This window comes from Dietzia aerolata (assembly GCF_014144865.1).
Classification (GTDB): domain Bacteria; phylum Actinomycetota; class Actinomycetes; order Mycobacteriales; family Mycobacteriaceae; genus Dietzia; species Dietzia aerolata.
The window spans coordinates 1-16,219 of the sequence record NZ_JAALDM010000196.1; the positions used below are offsets into that span (position 1 = coordinate 1).

A 16,219-nucleotide genomic window follows, 5' to 3' on the forward strand; every position below is an offset into this window, starting at 1 on the left:
GCCGGGCACGCCCGCCGGCGCCGGGACGCGCGTGGTGGCGCCGACCTTGGTCGACGCGCCGACCGAACGGGCGAGGGTGGCCAGCGCCGCGGTGGCCTCGTCCTCCAACCCCGGGGCGACGACGACGACACCGTCGGCGTCCTTCTTCCCGTCGGCATCCGCCCCGTCGACGGACTGTGCCGCGGCGATGCCGACCACCACCACGTCGGACTTCACGGGCGAGGTGACCGCCTCGATTTCGGCGAGGTCCGGGGTGTGGCTGAGGATCGAGTCCGCGGTCGGCATAGAGCGCTCCTGGGGTCGTGGTCAACTGGTTGCAGAGGGTGTCGGTCAGCGTGCGCGGGGCACCCGCCGACGCCCGGATCCGGGCGGTGATGGCCGCCACGGCGAGGGCACCATAGTCTATCGACTAACGTGGGAGCACAGTCGAAGCGGCGAGCGCGAGGAGAGGCGACATGACCGAGACCGGAGACCTCCACGAGGGACCACTGCACTCCCGCCACGTCGAGGCCGGGGCGACCTTCGCGCCGTTCGGCGGCTGGTCCATGCCGGTGCAGTACTCCGGAACCGTCGCCGAGCACACCGCGACACGGACCACCGTCGGATTGTTCGACGTCAGCCACCTGGGCAAAGCGCTCGTGCGCGGGCCCGGCGCGGCCGAGTTCGTCAACTCGTGCTTCACCAATGACATCGACCGGATCTCCGCCGGCAGTGCCCAGTACACGCTGTGCTGCAGCGACGAGGGCGGCGTGGTGGACGACCTGATCACCTACCGTGTCTCCGACGAGGAGATCTTCCTCATCCCCAACGCCTCCAACACCGCGGAGGTCGTGCGTCTGCTGCAGGCCGCCGCGGCCGAGCGGGCGCCCGAACTTACCATCACCGACGAGCACCGCTCGCGCGCCGTGATCGCCGTCCAGGGGCCGCAGTCCGGTGAGGTCCTCACCGCGCTCGGACTGCCCGTCGACCTCGACTACATGGCCTATGTCGACGCCGATTTCAACGGCGGCTCCGTCCGCGTGTGCCGCACCGGCTATACCGGCGAGCTCGGCTTCGAGGTGCTGCCCGCGTGGGACGAGGCCGGCGCACTGTGGGACGCACTCGCCGAGCAGGTCCTGGCCCGCGAGGGTGCCCTCTGCGGACTCGGGGCGCGAGACTCGCTGCGGCTCGAGGCCGGCTACCCGCTCCACGGCAACGAACTGTCGGTCGACCTCAGCCCGCTGGAGGCCCGCTGCTCGTGGGCCATCGGCTGGGACAAGCCCGCGTTCTGGGGCCGTGACGCCCTGCTCGCCAAGAAGGAGGCGGGCCCGGCCCGTCGTATGTACGCGCTCCGGGTCACCGGCCGCGGTGTCCTGCGGGCCGGCCTCACGGTGCGCGCCGACGGTCGGGATGTGGGTGTCACCAGTTCCGGCACGTTCTCGCCGACGTTGAAGACGGGTATCGCCCTCGCGTTCATCGAGCTGGACGCGGGACTGAAGAAGGGAGACGAGGTAGTGGTCGACGTCCGCGGACGTGAAGTGCCGTGCCGCCTCGAGGTACCGCCTCTCATCGAGATCCGCACCCGCTGACCCCTTCACCTCTTCACTTCCAGGAACGAGCACTTCATGTCCGAGTTTGAGATCCGCCCCTCGGCCTCGCCGAGATCCGCCGACGAGCGTGACGCCATCCTGGCCGCGCCCGGATTCGGCCAGCACTTCACCGACCACATGGTCACCATGCGCTACGCCGGTGGCGCCTGGGACGCCCCGGTCGTCGAGGCCTACGCGCCGCTGAGCATCGACCCCTCCGCGGTCGTGCTCCACTACGCCCAGACGATCTTCGAGGGCCTCAAGGCCTACCGTCAGGCCGACGACTCGATCGCGTCTTTCCGGCCCGAGCAGAACGCGGCCCGCTTCAACCGTTCCGCGCAGCGTCTGGCCATGCCGCCGGTGCCCGAGGAGATCTTCCTCGAGTCGCTGCGGCAGATCGTGGCGGTCGATCGCGACTGGGTCCCCGCGGCCGGCGGTGAGGAGGCCCTCTACCTGCGACCGTTCATGATCGCCACCGAGACCGGACTCGGGGTCCGGCCGGCCGACGAGTACCTGTACTCCGTGATCGCCTCGCCCGCGGGCGCCTACTTCTCGCGCGGCGTCGCCCCGGTCAGCGTCTGGCTCAGCACCGAGTACGTGCGCGCCAGCCCCGGCGGCACCGGCGCGGCCAAGTTCGGCGGCAACTATGCGGCCTCCCTGCGTGCGCAGGAGCAGGCCGCGGCCGAGGGCTGCGACCAGGTGGTCTGGCTGGACGCGATCGAGCGCAAGTACGTCGAGGAGATGGGCGGGATGAACCTGTTCTTCATCTACGGCTCCGGCGACTCGGCCGAGATCGTCACCCCCGAGCTGTCGGGCTCGCTGCTTCCCGGCGTCACCCGCGACAGCCTCCTGACCCTCGCCCGCCACCTCGGATACCCGGTCGCCGAGCGCAAGGTGTCCGTCGAGGAGTGGGAGTCCGGCGTGGCCTCCGGCGAGATCTCCGAGGTCTTCGCCTGCGGCACCGCCGCCGTGATCACACCCGTCGGATCGGTCAAGCACGCCGGTGGCGGCTACACGATCGGCGACGGCGGACCGGGGGAGATCACCATGCGTCTGCGTGAGACCCTCACCGGGATCCAGCGTGGATCCGTCGAGGACTCGTTCGGGTGGATGACGACCCTGGCCTGACGCCCGGCGCTGCACCTTGACGGCAACGGAAGTCAGTAGGTGCTGCTCCGTCAGAGCAGTAGGACGGCGGCGACGAGAGTCGCCGCCGTTCCCGTCTCTATGGACGCGCCCAGCACGTCGCCGTTGATGCCGCCGAGTCGGCGAACCACATGGCGTCCGGCGGCGGCGGTGACCAGTAGTGCCGCCACCCCGACGCCAGCGCCCACAGCCCACAGCCAGTACTGGCCGGCCCACGGGCCCGCGCCGGCGAGTCCGGCCCCCGCCGCCACGCCCAGCAAGCCGATCGCGACCACCGCCGCCCGCGACTGGGAACCGGCCACCATCGCCCCGAATCCCGTCGGGGACGCGGCCGGGACACCGCGGCGCAGCAGGATCACCGGGAGGCAGCGGGAGAGGACGAACGCGGCGATCGGCGCGAGCCACGCACCCGAGTCGACGAGTGCGCCCAGCGCGGCGACCTCCGCGATCAGTGTCAGCGCGAGCACCGCGGCGCCCATCGGCCCGATCGACCCGGACCGCATGATCTCCAGCGCCCGCTCCGGACCGGCATACGATCCGAGAGCGTCGGCGGTGTCCGCGAGCGCGTCGACGTGCATCCCGCGGGTCAGGGCGAGAACCGCCGCGATCCCGGAGATTCCGGACAGCAGAGCGCCGGCGCCCAGTGCATGTGCGCCGTGGGCGATCGCGGTGGCCACGGCCCCGCAGACCAGACCCACCACGGGCAGCGCCGTCATGGCACGCCCTGCGGCAGCGGCATCGGGCACGCCGGTCCGGCCGACGGGCAGCACCGTCATCCACGACAGCGACACCCGTACCGCGTTCAACACCGGCGCCTCAGGCGTCCGAGTCCTTGCCGCTGACCCCGGCGTCGGCGAAGGTCGCCATCTCCGCGAGGATCGCGATCGCATTGTGTACGACCGGCAGGGCGGCGACCGCGCCGCTGCCCTCACCGAGTCGCATGGAGTGCTCGAGGATCGGCTCGAGCGACAGGTAGGTCAGCGCGGCCGTATGGGCCGGTTCGGCGCTGCGATGGCCGGCGACCCACCACTGCCGTGAGCCCGGGGCGAGGGCCTCGGCCATGAGCGCGGCGGAGGTCACCACGGAACCGTCGAGGATGCACGGGGTCCGGCGGAGGGCGGCCTGCGCGAGGAAGCCCGCCATTCCGGCGATGTCGGCTCCGGCGACCTTGCGGAGCATCGCGACCGGATCCCGCAGGTCCTTGGACGCCCGGTACATGGCGTCGCGGATGGCCGAGGTCTTGCGCATCCATCCCTCGTCGTCGATCCCGGTGCCGCGGCCCACCAGCTCGACGGGCTCGCGTCCGGTGACCAGGCAGGCGAGCACGGTGGCGGGGGTGGTGTTGCCGATCCCGAGATCACCGGCGATGAGCAGGTCCGCGCCGGCGTCGATCTCCTCGTCCGCGATCCGCCGACCCGCGGCGACCGCGGCCCGCACCTCGTCCTCGCTGAGCGCGTCCTCGCGGTCGATCGCTCCGGAGGACCGGCGGATTTTGTGGTCGTCCAGCCCGCCGGGCACCTCGGCCGACATCGCCAGGTCAGCGACCCGGACCCCGGCCCCGGCCTGCCTGGCCAGGACCGACACGGCAGCGCCGCCGGTGACGATGTTGCCCGCCATCTGCAGCGTGACCGCCTGCGGATACGCGGAGACACCGTGCTCGGCGATCCCGTGATCGCCGGCGAACACCACGACCCGCACCTGCTCGAGAGGCCGGGGCGGGCACGCGTCCTGGCACGAGGAGATCCACGTCGCCAGCTCCTCGAGCCGACCCAGTGAACCGGCCGGCTTGGTGAGGGTCAGCTGCCGGGCCCGGGCCTCGTCGGCCACGGTGTGCGACGGCGGATGGACGGGTGGGAAGGAGACCGGGTCCTCGTAGTGCTCGACGTCGCGCAGCCCGGCGAAGGCGGGAGCCGGGCCGGGGTCGGATGCGTCCGGATCGGCGGCCGGTGTGCCGGTGTTGTCGTCGTCCCCGGGGTTTTCTCCGCCGGCTCCGACGTCGTCCCCGGCACCTTCGGCGCCACCTGCGGCGGCCGGGCTCGGGGCCGCGACCACGGGATCGGGCGAGGTCGTCGCGGCGGCGGGGCGCGTGGATTCGGGCGCCGCCACACCCTCGATGAGGGGCAGGGCCCGACCGGCGACCACGAGGACCGCCGAGTCACACACCTCGGCCACCCGACGGTTGATGGACCCGATCATGTCGGCGAACAGTCGCCCGGCCGAGGTTTCCGCCACCACCCCCAACCCGACCTCGGGCGAGACCACGACCAGTGGACCGGTGCGCCGCGCGATCGCGTCGATGAGCTCATCCACCTCGGTGGCCACGACGGCACCACCGTCGGCCCAGCCCAGGGTCGCGTCCATCCGGCGGGTCAGCCACCCGCCGAGGTCATCCACCAGCACGGTCGCCTCGGGGTGCTCCCGCAGGACCCGGGCGAGCTCGTCGGTCTCCTCGATCGTCCACTGCGACGGTCGCCGATCCCGGTGCACGGCGATCCGGTCCGACATCTCTCGGTCGTCGGGATCAAGACTCGCGGTGGCGACATAGACCACGTCGCTACCGGTGGAGGCGGCGATAGACTCGGCATGGACCGATTTACCCGAGCGGGTGCCGCCGAGGACGAGCTGGCGCATGGGGACTGCCCTTCCGGAGGAGGATGTGGGGTCAGGTCGTCAAGGAATCAGATGGCGTCGCCGGGGCGGACCCGGGGGCGCGGAGTCCGGAGCATACGCGGCTGCGTGGCACGCATGACCGCGTACCAACCGAGGCCGAAACCGGTGTCCTCCGTGTCCGGGAACCGGTCCCGGACCACGCTGTTGACCTTCCGGCCCAGCAGGATGCCGTCGATGATGACGACGGCGATGAGCACCAGGAACAGGGTCTGGCTGTACATCATCAGCGTGGGGTTCGGGATGAGCTGGAAGATGATGACGAACAGCGCCAGCGGCATGAACCAGTTGATGAGGCGGCGGTGGGTGTCGATGTAGTCGCGGACGAAACGGCGCACGTCGCCGCGGTCGCGGGAGAGCACGTAGCGGTCGTCGCCGTCCATCATGAGCTGGCGGCGCTCCTCGCGGGCCGCGCGCTCGGCGGCCTTGGCCTCCTTGCGCTCCTCCTTGGTCATGGTGGCCTCGGCGGCCTTGCGACGCTCCTTGGCCTCCTTGCGGGTCAGCGGCGCCGTGACCGGGCCCTGACGCATGCCGCGGGCGCGCTCCTGGTCGCGACGCTTGGGGGTCGGCTTGCCCTTGCCCGCGGGCTTCTTGGGGTCGACCTTCTGACCGGCGTCCCCGCCGCTGCCATCGCCGGAACCGGCGTCCGGCTCGGGCCGGGCCTCAGGGGCGGGCGAGCCCTTGCCGTTCTGGTCGTCTCTGGAGCCGAATGCGCGCAACTTCACATCACCAGGCTAGGCGATCCCGTATAGGGCCGGACATTCACCCGTTCGCGGTGGCAGGCGTATCGTATGGAGGGGGACCACTGTTGGGGAATAGAGGGTGCCCCACCGGGCGTTGACACACACGAGACGTCCCGAAGCCCTCGCTCGATCGCAAGGAGAACCGACATGACCACTGCGGAGAACACCGCCACCGGCGTTCTGCTCACTGACGCCGCCGCTTCCAAGGCCAAGGCACTGCTCGAGCAGGAGGGCCGCGATGACCTGTCGCTGCGCATCGCCGTCCAGCCCGGTGGCTGCGCCGGCCTGCGCTACCAGCTCTTCTTCGACGATCGTTCGCTGGACGGTGACGTGACCGACGACTTCGGTGGCGTCAAGCTCGCCGTTGACCGCATGAGCGTTCCGTACCTCTCGGGCGCCTCGATCGACTTCGTCGACACCATCGAGAAGCAGGGCTTCACGATCGACAACCCCCAGGCGACCGGATCCTGCGCCTGCGGCGACTCGTTCAACTGATCCTGCGGGTGCGCACCCGCAGGATCAGTTGACCCCGGGCTCGCAGCTCCTGCAGGAGCGCAGCGGCGACCCGGCGGGTCCACTGACGACCCGGGCCGATAGTTCATCGGCCCGGGTCGTCTACTGTCTGGAGCATGTCCGTCGTCATAACCGGTTCCATCGCCACAGACCATCTCATGACCTTCTCGGGTCGCTTCTCCGAGCAGCTCCTGCCCGACCAGCTCGCGCACGTGTCGCTGAGCTTCCTGGTCGACTCGCTCCAGATCCGCCGGGGAGGCGTGGGCGGGAACATCGCGTTCGCGCTCGGCGTGCTCGGGCGCGAGCCGCACCTCGTGGGTGCTGCCGGTGAGGACTTCGCCGAATACCGCGAATGGCTCGAGCGTCACGGCGTCGACTGCTCGGCGGTCCACATCAGCACCGCACTGCACACCGCACGTTTCGTGTGCACCACCGACTCGGACATGGCGCAGCTCGCGTCGTTCTACCCCGGCGCGATGGGGGAGGCCTCCACGATCTCGCTGGCCAAGCTCGTCGACCGGATCGGTAAGCCCGAGGTGGTGCTCATCGGCGCCAACGACCCGACCGCGATGAACTCCCACACCGCCGAGTGCCGAGAGCTCGGCCTCGATTTTGCCGCTGACCCCTCGCAGCAGCTGGCCTTCCTCGACGGCGAGGCCGCCGCCGCCCTGGTGGACGGTGCCCGCTACCTGTTCACCAACGAGTACGAGTACGAACTCCTGCTCAGCAAGACCGGCTGGACCGCCGAGGAACTGGACGCGAAGGTCGGCACCCGCATCACCACGCGTGGCGGCAAGGGCGTCGTGATCGTCGACAAGGGCGCGGAGCCGATCGAGGTCGGGATCGTCCCGTCGGACAACCTGCTCGACCCGACGGGTGTCGGCGACGCCTTCCGCGCCGGATTCCTCAGCGGCGTGCTCGACGGGCTCTCACTCGAGCGGTCCGCACAGTTCGGCGCACTCATCGCCACCCACGTCCTGGAGACGACCGGAACCCAGGAGTGGACGATCGATCCCGCCGCCGCGCGTCGCCGGCTGGCCGAGACGTACGGCGACGAGGCAGCCGAGGAGCTGGCGGCGCTGCTGCCGGGCTGATCGAGTTCGGCGCGGAGCCTCCCGGCCGGCCGGGCCGGGCCGGCCGGCCTGGTGTGGCTGAACTAGCGGTTTTGCCGGTCCGCACCAACGACAAGAGTGTTCTGCACACGCCCACTCGGGTTATGTGTGCAGAACACTCTTCGCGTTTGCGCTGATCATTCGCGTCGAGACTCATCGCGCGACGGACGCGCAGGACCGCGTGAGGTCAGAGCCTGACCGGGTAGTCGCGCTGCTCGATGTCCGGGACGATCCGGCCCTCGACGAAGATGCCGTGCCAGATCATGAAGCACAGCATGGTCCAGATCCGCCGGCTGTGGTCGGAGTCGCCGCGACGATGCTCGTCGAGCATGCGGAGGACGGCCGCCTTGTCCACGTATTCGTCGGTGCCGGAGGCCATGACGTGCTCGCGGGCCCAGTCGTGCAGCTCCGGGCCGGCCAGCCAGTGGCGGGTCGGGACGGGGAAGCCGAGCTTCTTGCGGTGCAGGACGTGCGCCGGGACGATGCGCTCGAGTGCACGCCGCAGCGCGTACTTGGTGGTCCCGTGCGAGATCTTCTCGCCGTGCGGCAGGCGGGAGGCCACCTCATAGACCTCGCGGTCGAGGAACGGCACGCGCAACTCGAGGGAGTTGGCCATGGTGACCTTGTCGGCCTTGACCAGGATGTCGCCGCGCAGCCAGGTGAACAGGTCCAGGTGCTGCATCCGGGCGACGGGATCCCAACCGCGGGAGCGCTCGTAGATCGGCGCGGTCACGTCCTGGTGTCCCCACTCGGGGCGGTACTCCCGCAGCACCGATCGGACCTGCTCCTCGGAGAACGACCTGGCATTGCCGTAGTAGCGGTCCTCGAGGCTCATAGAGCCGCGGTGCAGAAGGCTCTTGCCCCGGGTGCCCTCGGGGATCCGCTCGCTCACCCGGCCGAGTGCACGGCGCAGTCCACCGGGGACCTTCTCGAACGGTGCGAGCGACAGCGGCTCCTTATAGATGGTGTAGCCGCCGAACAACTCGTCGGCGCCCTCGCCGGACAGGACCACCTTGACGTGCTTGCGCGCCTCGCGGGCGACGAAGTACAGGGGGACCAGAGCGGGGTCGGCGACGGGCTCGTCGAGGTACCAGATGATCTCCGGGATCGCGGCTGCGAACTCCTCGGGGGAGACGACCTTGACGATGTGCTCCACACCGATCGCCGCCGCGGACTCCGCGGCGACGTCGATCTCCGAGTAGCCCTCGCGCTCGAAGCCCGTGGTGAAGGTCAGCAGGTTCTCGTTGTGCCGGCGGGCCAGAGCCGCGATGGCCGTGGAGTCGATGCCTCCAGACAGGAAGGAGCCGACGGTGACGTCGGCGCGCATGTGCTTGGCGACCGAGTCCTCCAGTGCCGCCGCGATCTCGTCGTATCGACGTTCGGCGCCGCCGTCGACGAACGGCACGACGGGGAAGGTTGGCTCGAAGTACCGCTCGATGACCGGCGCGGCGCCGGGGGTGATGGTCGCGTGGCAGCCTGACTCGAGGCGACGGACACCGCGGGTCAGTGACTCGTCCTCCGGGACGTACTGGAGGGTGACGTAGTGCTGTAGGGCGCGGGTGTCGAGAGAAGAGTCGACGACGACGAGGTCCAGTAACTCGGTGACCGACTTCTTCTCGCTCGCGAACACCGTGCCGCCGCGTCCGCTCGCGATGTAGAGGGGCTTGATGCCGAAGGGGTCGCGGGCGACGAACAGGGACCGTTCGACCGTGTCCCAGATCGCGAAGGCGAACATTCCGCGAAGCCGTCGCACCGCACTCGGGCCCCAGTGGTGGAAGGCCACGACGATCGGCTCGCCGTCACCCTCGGTCGCGAACTGGGCACCGTGCTCGTTCTGTAGCTCCTCGCGGAGTTCCAGATAGTTGTAGATCTCGCCGTTGAAGACGAGCGCGTAGCGATCGGGCTGCTCCGGCGGCCCCCAGCGCAGCGGTTGCTGCGAATGGGCGATGTCGATGATCGACAGCCGGTTGAAGCCGAAGGCCACGTCGTCGTCGACCCACGTGCCGACCTCGTCGGGACCGCGGTGTCGCTGGCATCCCATGGCTGCCAGCACGCGGCTTTCGTGGGTGCGGGCGGAGCCGTCGGGGGTGAGCAGACCAAGTAGGCCACACATGCGTCGGGTACCTCGTCGATCGGAAGTCGGTGATGATTATTCGGACCCGCTTGCGCGGGTCGCGACGGGTTCGAATACTACTGGTCTGTGGCATCCACACCGTTCCGGCAGACGGTGTGGGGGCGCATCGGGTGAATTGCCGGACCCGCGGCATCCAAACTGAGAGTCGTGGTCTACTCTTCTTAGGTGTCCCGGCTATGTGGTCGGAGCCGCTGATCAGGAAGGCGTGATGGTGGAACAGCGTGCAGGGCGTCGTCGGACGCGCAGGGCAACTCTCGCAGTGTCTTTGGTGACACTGGGCTTGCTGTTGTCCGGTTGTAGCCTCCATACCGACAACAAGTGGTGGAACCAGACGATCAACTTCGGGTTCCCCACCGGGATCACCCCGGAGGGCGTCGCGATTCGTGAGTTCTGGACGGGCACCGTCATTACCTCACTGATCGTCGGCTTCTTCGTGTGGGGCCTGATCTTCTGGTCGATGGCGTTCCATCGCAAGAAGAAGAACGACGATGGGGAGTTCCCCCGTCAGACGGCGTACAACGTGCCGCTGGAGCTGATCTACACGGCGGTGCCGTTCGTCATCATCTCCTTCCTCTTCTACTTCACCGTCATCACGCAGAACAAGGTCCTCGACCTTCGTCCTGAGGATGAGGTCGGAGTGCGGGTCGATGTGACCGCCTTCCAGTGGAACTGGAAGTTCGGCTACAACAAGGTCGAGGTCAACGACCAGATGCTCATCGCCGACGGCACCAACGAGGAGGCCACCCGCCAGGCCGAGGAGGCCGGCGTGCTCTCCGACGCGCAGCGTGAGGCCCTCGGTCACGAGGGCATGCCCGCGGCCGGTGGCCCGATCCACGGCCGTCTCGCCGAGGACAAGTCCTACCTGCACTACAACAACATCGAGACCGTCGGCACCTCTGAGGAGGTCCCGGTCCTGGTGGTTCCGACCGACACCCGCATCGAGTTCCGTCTCGCGTCCGCTGACGTGGTCCACTCGTTCTGGATCCCCGAGTTCATCTACAAGCTGGACGTCATGCCGCATCCCGGCCGCAACCAGCAGCTGAGCATGTTCCAGGTCGAGGAGATCGAGCGCGAAGGTGCCTTCGTCGGTCGATGCGCCGAGATGTGCGGCGTCTACCACGCGATGATGAACTTCGAGCTCCGCGCCGTCTCGCCGGAGGACTTCGCCCAGTACATCCAGTTCCGTCAGGACAACCCGACGGCCAGCAACGCCGAGGCGTTGGAGTCGATCGGCCAGGCGCCGCGCGCGACGTCCACGACCCCGTTCAAGACGGGCCGTAGCGATACGCGAGACCAGAACAACGTCATCGAGAACGCGTCAGGCAACTGACCGCTCTCCCGGGTATCACGCGAAGGACTCGTTAAGCGATGAACGCAACTGTAAGAATGTTCGACGGGCTGTTTATCTTCCTCGCCGTCTTGGGGATCGGGTACGCCTACCTCACCGGGACGTCGCGTACCGGTGTCGAGTGGGTGGGCACCACGGCCTTCGTGCTCTCCGCCGGGCTGTGCCTGCTCATCGGTGGATACCTGCGCTTCGTGGCCCGTCGTATCAGCACGCTGCCCGAGGATTACGAGGAGGCCGAGGTCTCCGACGGTGCCGGCGAGCTGGGCTTCTTCAGCCCGCACAGCCTGTGGCCGTTCATGATGGCCTTCTCGATCTTCATCATCGGGTACGGTGCCGCGTTCTGGAACTGGTGGGTGCTCATCGGCGGCGTCGTGGCCCTGATCATCACCGCCAGTGGCCTGGTCTTCGAGTACCACTGGGGCCGCGAGAAGCACTGACCTTTACCGGTCACGGAATTCTTTGAGGTGGGGCCCTCGTCGCGAACCGCGGCGGGGGCCCTACTGCTGTGAGCGGAGTTCTGGCCCATGAGTGTGCAGATCGGAGCTGGCCGATGCTTGATATGAACGCTGTGACCGCGGTGAGCTGGTGGGCGATCGTGCCACTGGTGATCGTGGGCTCCCTCCTGCACTTCGCGTTCGACTGGTCCGGGCAAAATCGGTTTATCGCGGTGATCAGTGCGGTCAACGAGAGCTATTGGGAGCACATCAAGATCGCTGCCTGGCCGACGATGGTGCTGTACGTGGTGCTGTTCGCCAGTGGGGGCTACGCGTTCGCCTCGTTCGTGCCGGCGGCCACCATCGCCCTGTACTCGATTCCCATCACCATGATCGGGACAGTCTGGGGGTACAAGTTGATCGCGCGGCGCAACATCCTGTGGCTCGACATTGGACTGTTCGGGCTGTCCATCGCTGTTGCGCAGGCGATCTTCGTGAGCATGTTCCGAGGCCTCGATGCCGATGTGCCCATCCAGATCATCTCGGTGGTCTACCTGCTGGGAATCGTCGGCGCCTACGCGGTGTTCACACTCCGCCCGCCGAGCGAACCCGACGTGTTCATCGATCCCATCACCAACGAATACGGTCTCGACGCGCATCCGGATCTGAACCCTCCCGAGTGACACGCGGCAAAGACAGGGGCCCCGTCCGCGGGCGAATGCGGACGGGGCCCCTGTGTCCGGCCGGTGGCCGGGGGAGCGGTTGTGCCTACAGACCCATGTCCTTGGCGATGATGGTCTTCATGACCTCGTTGGTGCCGCCGTAGATGCGGTTGACGCGGTTGTCCGAGTACAGACGTGCGATCGGGTACTCGTTGATGAAGCCGTAGCCGCCATGCAGCTGCAGACACCGGTCGATGACCTCGGCCGCGACCTCGGTGCAGAACACCTTGGCGGAGGCGGCCTCGGCCGGGGTGAGCTCACCGGCGTCGAGGGCCTCGAGGGCGCGGTCGGCGACAGCCTGCGCGGCGTCGACCTTGGCCTTGCAGGCGGCGAGCTCGAACTTGGTGTTCTGGAACGAGGCGACGGTCTTGCCGAACACCTCGCGCTGCTGGACGTAATCCTGCGCGAACCGGACCGCGGCGGCGGCCTGGCCGTAGGCGCCGTACGCGATGCCCCAGCGCTCCGACGGCAGGTTCTGGCCGAGGTAGGAGAATCCGCGGTTCTCCTCGCCCAGCAGGTCCTCGACCGGCACCTTGACGTCGACGAACGACAGTTCGGCGGTGTCCGAGGTCTTGAGGCCGACCTTGTCGAGCTTGCGGCCCACCGTGTAGCCCTCGAGGGAGGTCTCGACGGCGAGCAGGGAGATACCGAAGCGACGATCGTCCTCGCGCGGGGGCGCGGTGCGCGCACACACGATCATGCGGTCGGCGTGAACGCCGCCGGTGATGAAGGTCTTGGCACCGTTGAGGATGTAGTGGGTGCCGTCCTCGGACAGCTTGGCGGTGGTCTTCATGCCGGCCAGGTCCGAACCAGTGCCCGGCTCGGTCATGGCGATGGCCCACATCTCCTTGCCGGAGACGAAGTTCGGGAAGTAGCGCTGCTTCTGCTCATCGGTGGCGAGCATCTTGAGGTAGGGCAGGCACAGGGCCACGTGGACGTTCGAACCACCGAAGGTCACGCCCGCGCGGGTGATCTCCTCGGTCTGGATGGCCTCGAACTTGTGGGTGTCCAGGCCCGCGCCGCCGTATTCCTCGTCGACCGTGATTCCGAAGAGTCCGAGGTCGGCGAGCTTGTAGTAGAACTCGCGCGGCACGATCCCGGCCTCGTACCAGTCCTCGAAGTGGGGGGTGACCTCTGCCTCGATGAAGGAACGGAGGGTCTGGCGGAAGGCCTCGTGGTCTTCGTTGAACACAGTGCGGCGCAAAGGACTGCCTTTCGGGTGGGTGCCCTGCCACTCATCACGCTGGCGCAGGACGTCATGTGTACGTGCGTCTACCAGTCCGATCATACAAGGAGTGCAGTCCGGATTCCCGCAGACGACGGTTCGCGTCGCACCTCAAAATGTGGAACAGGTTCCACTTTTGTGGGCGGATCGATAGGCTCGAAACCGATTCGGCAACGCCCGTACCGGTGACGGCAGGCGGCCGAGCAATTCCGATAACCAGTGAGGACACGACTGTGGCGCAGGACAAGACTTTCGACGCTGAATTCGACGTAGTGGTGGTGGGTTCGGGGGTCGCGGCGATGTTCGGTGCCGCGGTCGCCGCGCATCGCGGACTGTCGACCTGCCTGGTCGAGAAGACGGACCGGTTCGGCGGAACGTCCGCGTACTCGGGCGGTGCCGTGTGGCTTCCCGGCAACTCCGTCCTTGCCGACGGCGGGCTCGAGGACTCCGTGGACAGGGGCCGTGAGTATTTCCGGTCCGTGGTGGGGGACCGCACCGACCTCCAGGTCCAGGACGCGTTCCTCAACACCGGGCCCAGCGTCGTCGACTTCCTCAAGGACGAGCTCGGGATCCCGATGCGGTTCCAGGCGTTCCCCGACTACTTTGACGCCCCCGGACGGCAGGACGTCGGCCGCAGCATCTACCCCAAGCCGGTCAAGGGCGAGGAGATCGGTGATCGCGCCGGCGACATTCGCCCGCCGGTCCCGGTCGACCAGTTCGGCGCCCCGCAGGACGATTCCCGCCTCGAGGGTGGCCGTGCCTGGATCGCCCGGCTGGTGCTGGCCCTGGATGCCATGGACAACGCCGAACTCCGACACGGCAGCGGCGCGAGTGACCTGGTCACCGATGACGATGGGCGCGTCGTCGGCGTCGTCGTCGACGAGGGTGGCGAGCGCCGGGTCCTCGGGGCCCGGCGCGGGGTTCTCGTCGCGGCGGGCGGGTTCGAGCGGTCCGCCGAACTGCGCGAGAAGTTGCAGCAGATGCCCACCGCGGACTGGTCGTCGTCGCATCCCGACACCGGATCGGGCGACGTGGTCCGCATGTTCGAGGCCGTGGGGGCCAAGCTCGATCTCCTCGACCAGTCGTGGTGGTGCCCGGCCACCCTGTTCCCCAACGGGCACGCGGCGTTCACGCTGGGCTTCCGCTCCGGGATCATCGTCGACGGCGGGGGAGAGCGCTTCGCCAACGAACTGCTGCCCTACGACCAGATGGGGCGCCAGATGCGTGCGCGCATGCAGGCCGGTGCCGGTGACGAGTTCTGGTTCGTGTTCGATGACGCCGAGGGCGGCGGCTTCCCCGCGATCTGCATTCCGGCCCCGGACGCCGACGAGCTCCGCGCGGCAGGGCTCTGGCACACGGCCGGGAGCATCGAGGAGCTGGCTCAGACCATCGGCGTCGACCCGGCCACCCTGCGCGGCAGCGTGGACCGGTTCAACGGCTTCGCCGACGCCGGCGAGGACACGGACTTCCACCGCGGTGAGGACCCGTACGGCCGCTTCTTCCTCGGGGCGACCACCCCGCAGCAGTGCCTGCGACCGATCGGCGGCGACCGTGTCCACGCGGTACGTCTGGTGCTCGGCGATCTGGGCACCAAGGGCGGAGCGGTGATCGGCATCAACGGCGGCGTCGTGAACGCGGACGGCCACCCGATCCCGGGACTGTACGCGGCCGGCAACTCGTCGGCCTCGGTCTCCGGCGAGGTCTACCCGGGCCCCGGCACCCCGCTGGGCTCCGGCATGTCGATGGCCTTCCGCGCCGTCGCCGAGATGGCCGGCGAGCCACTACCCGTCACCCTCTAGCCGTACTGACCACGGACCTTGGGGCGTCGGGCGTCTGGCGTCGGGCGTCTGGCGCCTGGGCGTCTAGTCGCCGGTCCCGTTCCGGCCCCGGCCCCGGGCCCAGTCGAGGAAGTCGGCCACCGACAGGATCGGCTTCTCCCACTTCGCGGCGCTGCGCGCCTTGGTGGACTGGGTCCCGGGCTCGGCCACGATCAGCACGTCGCACCTGGTCTTGGTGACGGTGGCGACGGTCTCGAGCCCCAGCCGCCTCGCGAGCGACTCCATCTGCTCCCGCGAGAGCAGCACGCCGTCGTCGTCGAGGGCACTGCCGGTGAAACAGACCCGAGCTCCGGGCACGAGCACGGCCGTGGGCTCCGCCTCGGACGCGGCCTCGAGCCCACGCGTGAGGTCCACACCCAAAACGCGTCCGACGTTGCCGAGACGGGTCAACAGTTCGGTGGTGAGACCGACCCTACCCGCGGCGACGCGAAGCTGCTCGGCGACGAGAGTCCTGGCGCCGACCCAGAGTTCGCGGTCGCCGGCGGTGAGGGCTGACGCGGTGTCGTCGTCGTCCCCCACAACACCGGTTCCCCCCACGACGCCGAGGCCACCGCCCCCGCCGACCCGGCGCGGCGGTGGACCCACGAGCTCGGCACCCACGTCCGCACTGACCGCCAACACCGCCGACAGCTGGGGCAGGACCTCCGAGCGCGGCGGCCGCGCATCGGGGTCGCGGCTGAGCAGGTACCCGATCCGGGCCTCGTCCACCTGATCGGCGTCACACACGCCGGCGGCACCGTCCCCGGGATCGATCCGCGCGTGCGCCTCG

At 68.8% G+C, this 16,219-nt stretch carries 14 protein-coding genes and 1 pseudogene; 8 read left to right on the forward strand and 7 right to left on the reverse strand.

The window, feature by feature from the left end; genetic code table 11:
- Nucleotides 1-285 (reverse strand): annotated as a pseudogene (locus G6016_RS11700) (leucyl aminopeptidase); the annotation flags it as partial.
- A 170-nt stretch (nucleotides 286-455) separates the two neighbouring features.
- Between G6016_RS11700 and gcvT the strand changes: the two are divergent.
- Both gcvT and G6016_RS11710 read left to right on the forward strand, forming a co-directional pair.
- Complete coding sequence (gene gcvT, locus G6016_RS11705) at nucleotides 456-1,568, forward strand: glycine cleavage system aminomethyltransferase GcvT (RefSeq protein ID WP_182632821.1); 1,113 nt, start codon at nucleotides 456-458, stop codon at nucleotides 1,566-1,568.
- Between the two features lie 36 nt (nucleotides 1,569-1,604).
- Nucleotides 1,605-2,696, forward strand: a complete 1,092-nt coding sequence (locus G6016_RS11710; RefSeq protein WP_182632822.1) for a branched-chain amino acid aminotransferase — start codon at nucleotides 1,605-1,607, stop codon at nucleotides 2,694-2,696.
- 50 nt (nucleotides 2,697-2,746) lie between these two features.
- On the opposite strand, the gene G6016_RS11715 is transcribed toward G6016_RS11710, so the two are convergent.
- Genes G6016_RS11715 through G6016_RS11725 form a run of 3 tightly spaced genes read right to left on the reverse strand, consistent with a single transcriptional unit; the run spans nucleotide 2,747 to nucleotide 6,106 of the window.
- Nucleotides 2,747-3,523: an adenosylcobinamide-GDP ribazoletransferase gene (locus G6016_RS11715; protein WP_182632823.1), complete on the reverse strand. Its 777-nt coding sequence runs from the start codon at nucleotides 3,521-3,523 to the stop codon at nucleotides 2,747-2,749.
- A gap of 7 nt (nucleotides 3,524-3,530) precedes the next feature.
- On the reverse strand, nucleotides 3,531-5,345 hold the full coding sequence (gene cobT, locus G6016_RS11720) for a nicotinate-nucleotide--dimethylbenzimidazole phosphoribosyltransferase (RefSeq protein WP_182632824.1): 1,815 nt from the start codon (nucleotides 5,343-5,345) through the stop codon (nucleotides 3,531-3,533).
- A gap of 47 nt (nucleotides 5,346-5,392) precedes the next feature.
- Complete coding sequence (locus G6016_RS11725) at nucleotides 5,393-6,106, reverse strand: DUF3043 domain-containing protein (protein WP_182632825.1); 714 nt, start codon at nucleotides 6,104-6,106, stop codon at nucleotides 5,393-5,395.
- A 165-nt stretch (nucleotides 6,107-6,271) separates the two neighbouring features.
- On the opposite strand from G6016_RS11725, the gene G6016_RS11730 reads away from it, so the two are divergent.
- Together G6016_RS11730 and G6016_RS11735 are read left to right on the forward strand one after the other, a co-directional pair.
- A complete protein-coding gene (locus G6016_RS11730; protein ID WP_182632826.1) occupies nucleotides 6,272-6,619 on the forward strand; it encodes a HesB/IscA family protein in 348 nt (115 codons plus the stop codon).
- 134 nt (nucleotides 6,620-6,753) lie between these two features.
- A complete protein-coding gene (locus G6016_RS11735) occupies nucleotides 6,754-7,731 on the forward strand; it encodes a carbohydrate kinase family protein (protein WP_182632827.1) in 978 nt (325 codons plus the stop codon).
- A 205-nt stretch (nucleotides 7,732-7,936) separates the two neighbouring features.
- Here the strand turns inward: G6016_RS11735 and asnB are convergent, their stop codons facing one another.
- On the reverse strand, nucleotides 7,937-9,862 hold the full coding sequence (asnB, locus tag G6016_RS11740) for an asparagine synthase (glutamine-hydrolyzing) (protein ID WP_182632828.1): 1,926 nt from the start codon (nucleotides 9,860-9,862) through the stop codon (nucleotides 7,937-7,939).
- A 229-nt stretch (nucleotides 9,863-10,091) separates the two neighbouring features.
- Between asnB and ctaC the strand changes: the two genes are divergently transcribed.
- The 3 genes from ctaC to G6016_RS11755 all read left to right on the forward strand — a co-directional run bounded on the left by ctaC (nucleotide 10,092) and on the right by G6016_RS11755 (nucleotide 12,348).
- Nucleotides 10,092-11,213: an aa3-type cytochrome oxidase subunit II gene (gene ctaC / locus G6016_RS11745; protein ID WP_182632829.1), complete on the forward strand. Its 1,122-nt coding sequence runs from the start codon at nucleotides 10,092-10,094 to the stop codon at nucleotides 11,211-11,213.
- 38 nt (nucleotides 11,214-11,251) lie between these two features.
- Nucleotides 11,252-11,668, forward strand: a complete 417-nt coding sequence (locus tag G6016_RS11750) for a cytochrome c oxidase subunit 4 (protein WP_182632830.1) — start codon at nucleotides 11,252-11,254, stop codon at nucleotides 11,666-11,668.
- A gap of 113 nt (nucleotides 11,669-11,781) precedes the next feature.
- Nucleotides 11,782-12,348 carry a DUF6512 family protein gene (locus G6016_RS11755; RefSeq protein ID WP_182632831.1) on the forward strand — a complete coding sequence of 189 codons (567 nt, stop codon included), beginning with the start codon at nucleotides 11,782-11,784 and terminating at the stop codon, nucleotides 12,346-12,348.
- Between the two features lie 85 nt (nucleotides 12,349-12,433).
- Here G6016_RS11755 and G6016_RS11760 read toward each other — a convergent pair whose 3' ends face one another.
- The gene (locus G6016_RS11760) at nucleotides 12,434-13,591 is read right to left on the reverse strand and encodes an acyl-CoA dehydrogenase family protein (RefSeq protein WP_182632833.1); all 1,158 of its coding nucleotides are present in this window, start codon (nucleotides 13,589-13,591) and stop codon (nucleotides 12,434-12,436) included.
- Nucleotides 13,592-13,845: 254 nt separating this feature from the next.
- Here G6016_RS11760 and G6016_RS11765 point away from each other — a divergent pair, with 254 nt between their 5' ends.
- The gene (locus G6016_RS11765; protein ID WP_338403590.1) at nucleotides 13,846-15,411 is read left to right on the forward strand and encodes an FAD-binding protein; all 1,566 of its coding nucleotides are present in this window, start codon (nucleotides 13,846-13,848) and stop codon (nucleotides 15,409-15,411) included.
- Between the two features lie 63 nt (nucleotides 15,412-15,474).
- On the opposite strand, the gene G6016_RS11770 is transcribed toward G6016_RS11765, so the two are convergent.
- On the reverse strand, nucleotides 15,475-16,219 hold a 745-nt coding region (locus G6016_RS11770), incomplete at its 5' end, for a BRCT domain-containing protein (protein WP_479682408.1).

What these genes read in the sequence shown, in the direction of transcription:
- G6016_RS11710 (WP_182632822.1), top strand. Translation starts at nt 1,605, where the DNA reads ATGTCCGAGTTTGAGATCCGCCCCTCGGCCTCGCCGAGATCCGCCGAC.
- G6016_RS11730 (WP_182632826.1), top strand. Translation starts at nt 6,272, where the DNA reads ATGACCACTGCGGAGAACACCGCCACCGGCGTTCTGCTCACTGACGCC.
- cobT (WP_182632824.1), bottom strand. Translation starts at nt 5,345, where the DNA reads ATGCGCCAGCTCGTCCTCGGCGGCACCCGCTCGGGTAAATCGGTCCAT.
- asnB (WP_182632828.1), bottom strand. Translation starts at nt 9,862, where the DNA reads ATGTGTGGCCTACTTGGTCTGCTCACCCCCGACGGCTCCGCCCGCACC.
- gcvT (WP_182632821.1), top strand. Translation starts at nt 456, where the DNA reads ATGACCGAGACCGGAGACCTCCACGAGGGACCACTGCACTCCCGCCAC.
- G6016_RS11750 (WP_182632830.1), top strand. Translation starts at nt 11,252, where the DNA reads ATGAACGCAACTGTAAGAATGTTCGACGGGCTGTTTATCTTCCTCGCC.
- G6016_RS11755 (WP_182632831.1), top strand. Translation starts at nt 11,782, where the DNA reads ATGCTTGATATGAACGCTGTGACCGCGGTGAGCTGGTGGGCGATCGTG.
- G6016_RS11735 (WP_182632827.1), top strand. Translation starts at nt 6,754, where the DNA reads ATGTCCGTCGTCATAACCGGTTCCATCGCCACAGACCATCTCATGACC.
- ctaC (WP_182632829.1), top strand. Translation starts at nt 10,092, where the DNA reads ATGGTGGAACAGCGTGCAGGGCGTCGTCGGACGCGCAGGGCAACTCTC.